The 5,060-nt window shown below is 75.1% G+C and carries 3 protein-coding genes and 1 pseudogene; 3 read left to right on the plus strand and 1 reads right to left on the minus strand.

Translation table 11 applies throughout. The features are described from left to right. Positions 1–116: 116 nt before the first annotated feature. Positions 117–1,100: a class I SAM-dependent methyltransferase gene (locus AB0898_RS31680; protein WP_366806513.1), complete on the minus strand. Its 984-nt coding sequence runs from the start codon at positions 1,098–1,100 to the stop codon at positions 117–119. 133 nt (positions 1,101–1,233) lie between these two features. On the opposite strand from AB0898_RS31680, the gene cobT reads away from it, so the two are divergent. The 3 genes and pseudogenes from cobT to AB0898_RS31695 form a co-directional block, all read left to right on the plus strand. Then, complete coding sequence (gene cobT / locus AB0898_RS31685) at positions 1,234–2,388, plus strand: nicotinate-nucleotide--dimethylbenzimidazole phosphoribosyltransferase (protein ID WP_366806514.1); 1,155 nt, start codon at positions 1,234–1,236, stop codon at positions 2,386–2,388. Positions 2,389–2,464: 76 nt separating this feature from the next. After that, positions 2,465–4,243 carry a phosphatidylglycerol lysyltransferase domain-containing protein gene (locus tag AB0898_RS31690; protein ID WP_366806515.1) on the plus strand — a complete coding sequence of 593 codons (1,779 nt, stop codon included), beginning with the start codon at positions 2,465–2,467 and terminating at the stop codon, positions 4,241–4,243. A gap of 10 nt (positions 4,244–4,253) precedes the next feature. Further along, a pseudogene (locus AB0898_RS31695) lies at positions 4,254–4,934 on the plus strand (hypothetical protein); the annotation flags it as partial. Between the last annotated feature and the right edge of the window lie 126 nt (positions 4,935–5,060).

Here is a 5,060-nt window from a genome sequence, read left to right on the forward strand (position 1 = left end):
GGGAGTCGATGCGGAGCATCGGCGACCGACGACAACGCGGCGAGGTGCGGTGCCAGACGCCGCGAGCCCGGCCTGATCGACGAGACACCCCCTAGCCCCCGCGTGTGGTCCGGGAGTCAGCCGGGGCTGCCCTCCTTGCGGGCCACCACCCGGCAGGCGTTGGCGAAGCGGGTCCGCCGGGTCAGCGGGGAGAGCAGCAGCTCCGCCCCTGCGGCTGCCGTCAGCGCCGGGGACGTGACCCTGCGCAGGGGCGAGGGAACGTGGGCGAGCGCCAGGGAGAGCGCGGCCGTGAGGTCGTAGGGCAGATGGGCGGCGGCCCGGTCGGTGCCGACGATCGCGCAGCCCCGTTCGGCCAGTTCGGCGCGGAGGTTGGCGAGCGGGGGCAGATGGAGGTGGCGCGGCTGGCCGTGCGGGAGCCACCACTTGCCGAGCAGCGCGGCGAACGCGCTCGCCGGGTCCGGGACTTCGAGGACGAGATGGCCGCCGGGGCGCAACACCGTGAGGGCGGCGCGCAGTTCGGCGCGCGGGTCGGGGACGTGCTCCAGGTGGTGGAACATGCTGACCACGTCGTAGCGGGCGCGCAGCCGCTCGGTGACGCCCGGGGTGGTGAGGAAGCCCCGGTGGGCCTCCTCGACGCGCCCCGCCGAGCGGGCCTTCTCGACGCGGGCGGTGGGGTCGAGACCGTCGAAGCTCGTGTAGGGGAAGAACTCCTGGGCGGCCTCGGGGAAGCGGCCGTGTCCGGTGCCCACGTCGAGCCAGCTCTCGGGGTCGCGCAGGGCGCCGGTCAGGGCGCGGGCGGTGGCGCGGTGCCGGCGGTGGACCGCGCGCGGGGACAGCACCCGGGCGGCGATCTGGTCCAGATGTCTCTCGCAGGCGTCCTTCTCGTACGTAGCCAGGTCGCCGGCGGTGAGCCGGGGGTTCTGGAAGGTGTGGGCGCAGTCGGCGCACTCGTCGAGCCCGAAGACGCCTGGGCGCTCCCGCAGCGGGTCGGGGGCGCGCAGCCGGGTGCGCAGCCTCGGGGAGCCGCACCAGGGGCAGTCCGCGCGCAGCGGTCCGGAGAATCCGTCGGTGGACTGCGGGGCGGGTGACGAGGGCTGCATGGGCGGCTCCCTGTACGGCATTTCGCGGTAAACCGGAACGTATGGGATACCGATCTTGGGCGCAACGACGTGCCGGTGATCGGCTGCCGGTGTGGCGCGGAGGCGGCGGAGCGTGGACGGTACTGTTCCGCGAATGAGCAGGATTGATCTGGACGAGTTCTCCGATCTGATCGAGCGCCCGGACGGCGCCGCACGCCGCGAGGCCGAGGCCCGCCGGGAGCGCCTGGCCGTGAAGCCCGGTGCGCTCGGGCGCCTGGACGAGCTGGGCGAGTGGCTGGCCGCCGCGCGCGGCACGGTGCCGCTGCGCCCGGTCGAGCGGCCGCGCGTGGTGCTCTTCGCCGGTGACCACGGGGTCGCCCGGCTCGACGTCTCGGGCCGCCCGGCGGGCGGCGCCGGAGAGCTGGTGCGGGGCGTGCTGGAGGGCGCGAGCCCGGTGGCGGTGCTGGCCCGGCGGCTCGGCGTGCCGGTGCGGGTCGTGGACCTGTCCGTGGACTGCGCGCCGGACGCCTTCCCGGCGGAGGTCGTACGGCACCGGGTGCGGCGCGGCAGTGGCCGGATCGACGTCGAGGACGCGCTGCCCCTGGAGGAGGCCGAGGCGGCCTTCCGCGCGGGTGTCGCCGTCGCCGACGAGGAGGCGGACTCGGGTACGGACCTGGTGGCGCTCGGGGATCTGAGCGTGGGCGGTACGACGGCGGCGGCGGTGCTCGTCGCCGCGCTGTGCGGGACGGACGCCTCGGTGGTGACCGGGCGCGGCGGCCTCGCGATCGACGACCTGGCGTGGATGCGCAAGTGCGCGGCGATCCGCGACGCGCTGCGCCGGGCCCGCCCGGTGCTCGGCGACCAGCTCCAGCTGCTCGCGACGGTGGGCGGCGCGGACCTGGCCGCGATGACCGGGTTCCTGCTCCAGTGCGCGGTGCGCAAGCTGCCGGTGATCCTGGACGGCGTGGTGGCCGCCGCGTGCGCGCTGGTCGGACAGCGCGTGGCGTTCCGGGCGCCGGACTGGTGGCTCGCGGGCCATGTCAGCGGCGAGCCGGGCCAGGCCAAGGCGCTGGACCGGATGGCCCTGGAGCCGCTGCTCGACCAGGGGGTGCGGGTCGGCGAGGGCGTCGGCGCGCTGCTGGCGCTGCCGCTCGTACAGGCGGCCGCGGCGCTGGCCGCCGAGCTGCCGGAGGTGAAGGCGGAGTCCGGCGGGGCGGGCGCTGACACCGGCGCCGATGCTGACACCGGCGCTGACGCCGATGCCGCTGCCGCTGCCGCTGCCGATGAGGTCGCGCGGCCCGAGGAGTGAACCCCTCGGGCCATCGGCGGCGCCCGTCCGCCGATGAGCGCGTTTCACGGCTTTGGCGCCCATATGATCACCCGTCATGGGAGACGCCCGAATCGCCGTGGACCCGCAGGCCGAGCCCGGGCGGCGGTCCGGCGGACGGTCGCGCCGGGCCGCCGCGTGCGCGGTCTGGTATCTGCGGGCCGTCGCCTTCGTCAACTTCCTCAGCGCGGTGTGGGTGTCGCTGGGCCAGGACGTGCGCCGCCACAACCAGGAGAACCTGTTCACGCCGTATCTACTGACGGCGGGCTTCGCCTCCGGGGTGTTCACCGCGTTCCTGGCGATCACCATGCGGCGGCGCAAGCGGGCGGCGTGGATCCTCAACCTGGTGCTCAGCGGGGTGTTCCTCGCGCTGTTCGCCTTCGCCATGGTGTTCCCGGAGATCCACGGCTCCGTGCAGAACTGGGTCTCGCTGGTCCTGACGGCCGCGTTCGTCGCCGCGCTGCTCGTCGGGCGCCGGGCGTTCTACGCCAAGGGCGACCGGGCCAACCCCCGGCTCGCCGCGACCGTCGCCGGCGGAGGCGGACTCGCCGCCTCGCTGCTCGCCGGGCTCCTGGTGACGGTCACCAACCAGGCGCCGGACGCGACCCGTTCGACCTTCCTGGAGCGCTGGCACTACGGCACCCTGCGGCTGATCTCGGTCGCCGCCGAGGAGTCCCACTTCCCCGGCATCGACCCGCCCAACTGGGCGAACGTCAGCATCAACGTGCTCAGCACCGCCCTGCTGCTCGCCGTCCTCTACGCCGCGTTCCGCTCCCGGCGCGCGGTCGACCCGCTCACCGAGGACGACGAGAAGCGGCTGCGGGAGCTCCTCGACCGGCACGGTGAGCGCGACTCGCTCGGCTACTTCGCGCTGCGCCGGGAGAAGAGCGTGGTGTGGTCCCCGACCGGCAAGGCGGCCGTCGCCTACCGCGTGGTGGGCGGGGTCAGCCTCGCCTCCGGCGATCCGCTGGGCGACCCGGAGGCCTGGCCCGGCGCCATCGCGCCCTGGCTGGCCGAGGCGCGGGCGCACGGCTGGATCCCGGCGGTGATGGGGGCGAGCGAGGAGGCCGGGACCGTGTACGCACGGCACGGTCTGGACGCGCTGGAACTCGGCGACGAGGCCATCGTGGAGGTCGCGGACTTCACCCTGGAGGGCCGGGCGATGCGTACGGTCCGGCAGGCGTACAACCGGGTGCGGCGGGCCGGGTACGAGGTGCGGGTACGGCGCCACGAGGACATCCCGGCCGACGAGATGGCGTACCTCGTGAAGCGGGCCGACGACTGGCGCGACGGCGCCACCGAGCGCGGTTTCAGCATGGCGCTGGGGCGGCTCGCGGACCCCGGGGACGGCCGGTGCGTGATGCTGGAGTGCGTGGACGCCGAGGGGCGGCTGCGGGCGCTGCTGTCCTTCGTGCCGTGGGGTCCTGGGGGTCTCTCGCTGGATCTGATGCGCCGTGACCGGGACTCCGACAACGGGCTGATGGAGTTCATGGTCATCGATCTGCTGCGCGGGGCGCGGGAGTTCGGGGTCGCCCAGGTCTCCCTCAACTTCGCCATGTTCCGCTCGGTGTTCGAGCGGGGCTCGCGGCTCGGGGCGGGTCCGGTGCTGCGGCTGTGGCGGTCGCTGCTGAGCTTCTTCTCGCGCTGGTGGCAGATCGAGTCGCTGTACCGGGCGAACGCCAAGTACCGGCCCATCTGGGAGCCGCGCTTCCTGCTCTTCGAGAAGAGCGCGGACCTGCCCCGTATCGCCCTGGCCTCGGCCCGCGCGGAAGGCTTCCTGGAGGCGCCGGGGCTGCCCAAGTGGCTGCACCGCAGGCATCTGGAGACCCACCGGTGAGGGCCCGCGGATGAGCCGGGCGGTCCGGTGGGCCCGCGCCGAGTGGGGGCCGCTGTACGGCGCCCTGCGCGCGCGGGGCGGGCTGCCCGCGGTCCCGATGACGCTCGCGGCGGTGTCCCTGACCGCGCTCCTGCAATACGTCCAGAACCAGCCCTGGGGTTTCCGCGCGGTGGAGGCGGCGGGCGCGGTGCGGGCCCAGGACCCGCTGTGGCTGGCCCTGCTGCGTACCCCGCTCTCCCTCTTCGTGCCCGCGCTGGACCTGCCGGTGTGGGGCGCGCTGGCGCAGATCCTGTGCGTGTTCGGCATCGCGGAGATCTGCCTCGGCCGCCGCCGCACCCTCGCCGTCGCCTACACCGCCACCCTCGCCGGCACCCTCTACGCCCGCCTCGGCATCGCCCTAGGCCCCCACTCCCCCCTCGGCCTCCCCGCCTCCGACGCCCTGGTCGTCGACACCGGCCCCTCGGCAGCCGTGGTCGGCCTCGCGATCTTCGTCGCCACCCGCTACGGCGCCCGTACGACAGCGGTCCTGGTACCGGTGGCGATAGTGGCCGAGGTACTCGCCAAGGACAACCTGGCGGGCAAGGAACACCTGGCGGCACTACTGGCGACGGGCGCGCTGTGCGCGGGGGCGGCGCTGCGGGGGCGGTGTGGGAGGCGGGCGGGGGCGGGGGCTGGAGCGGGGGCCGGAGTTGAGGCGTCGGCCGAAGCCGGGACGGGGGCCGAGGCCGGGACCCGGGCCGAGGCCGGGACCCGGGCCGAGGCCGGGACCCGGGCCGAGGCCGGGACCCGGGCCGAGGCCGGGACCCGGGCCGAGGCT

Source organism: Streptomyces sp. NPDC005435 (genome assembly GCF_040703155.1).
Taxonomy (GTDB): Bacteria; Actinomycetota; Actinomycetes; order Streptomycetales; family Streptomycetaceae; genus Streptomyces.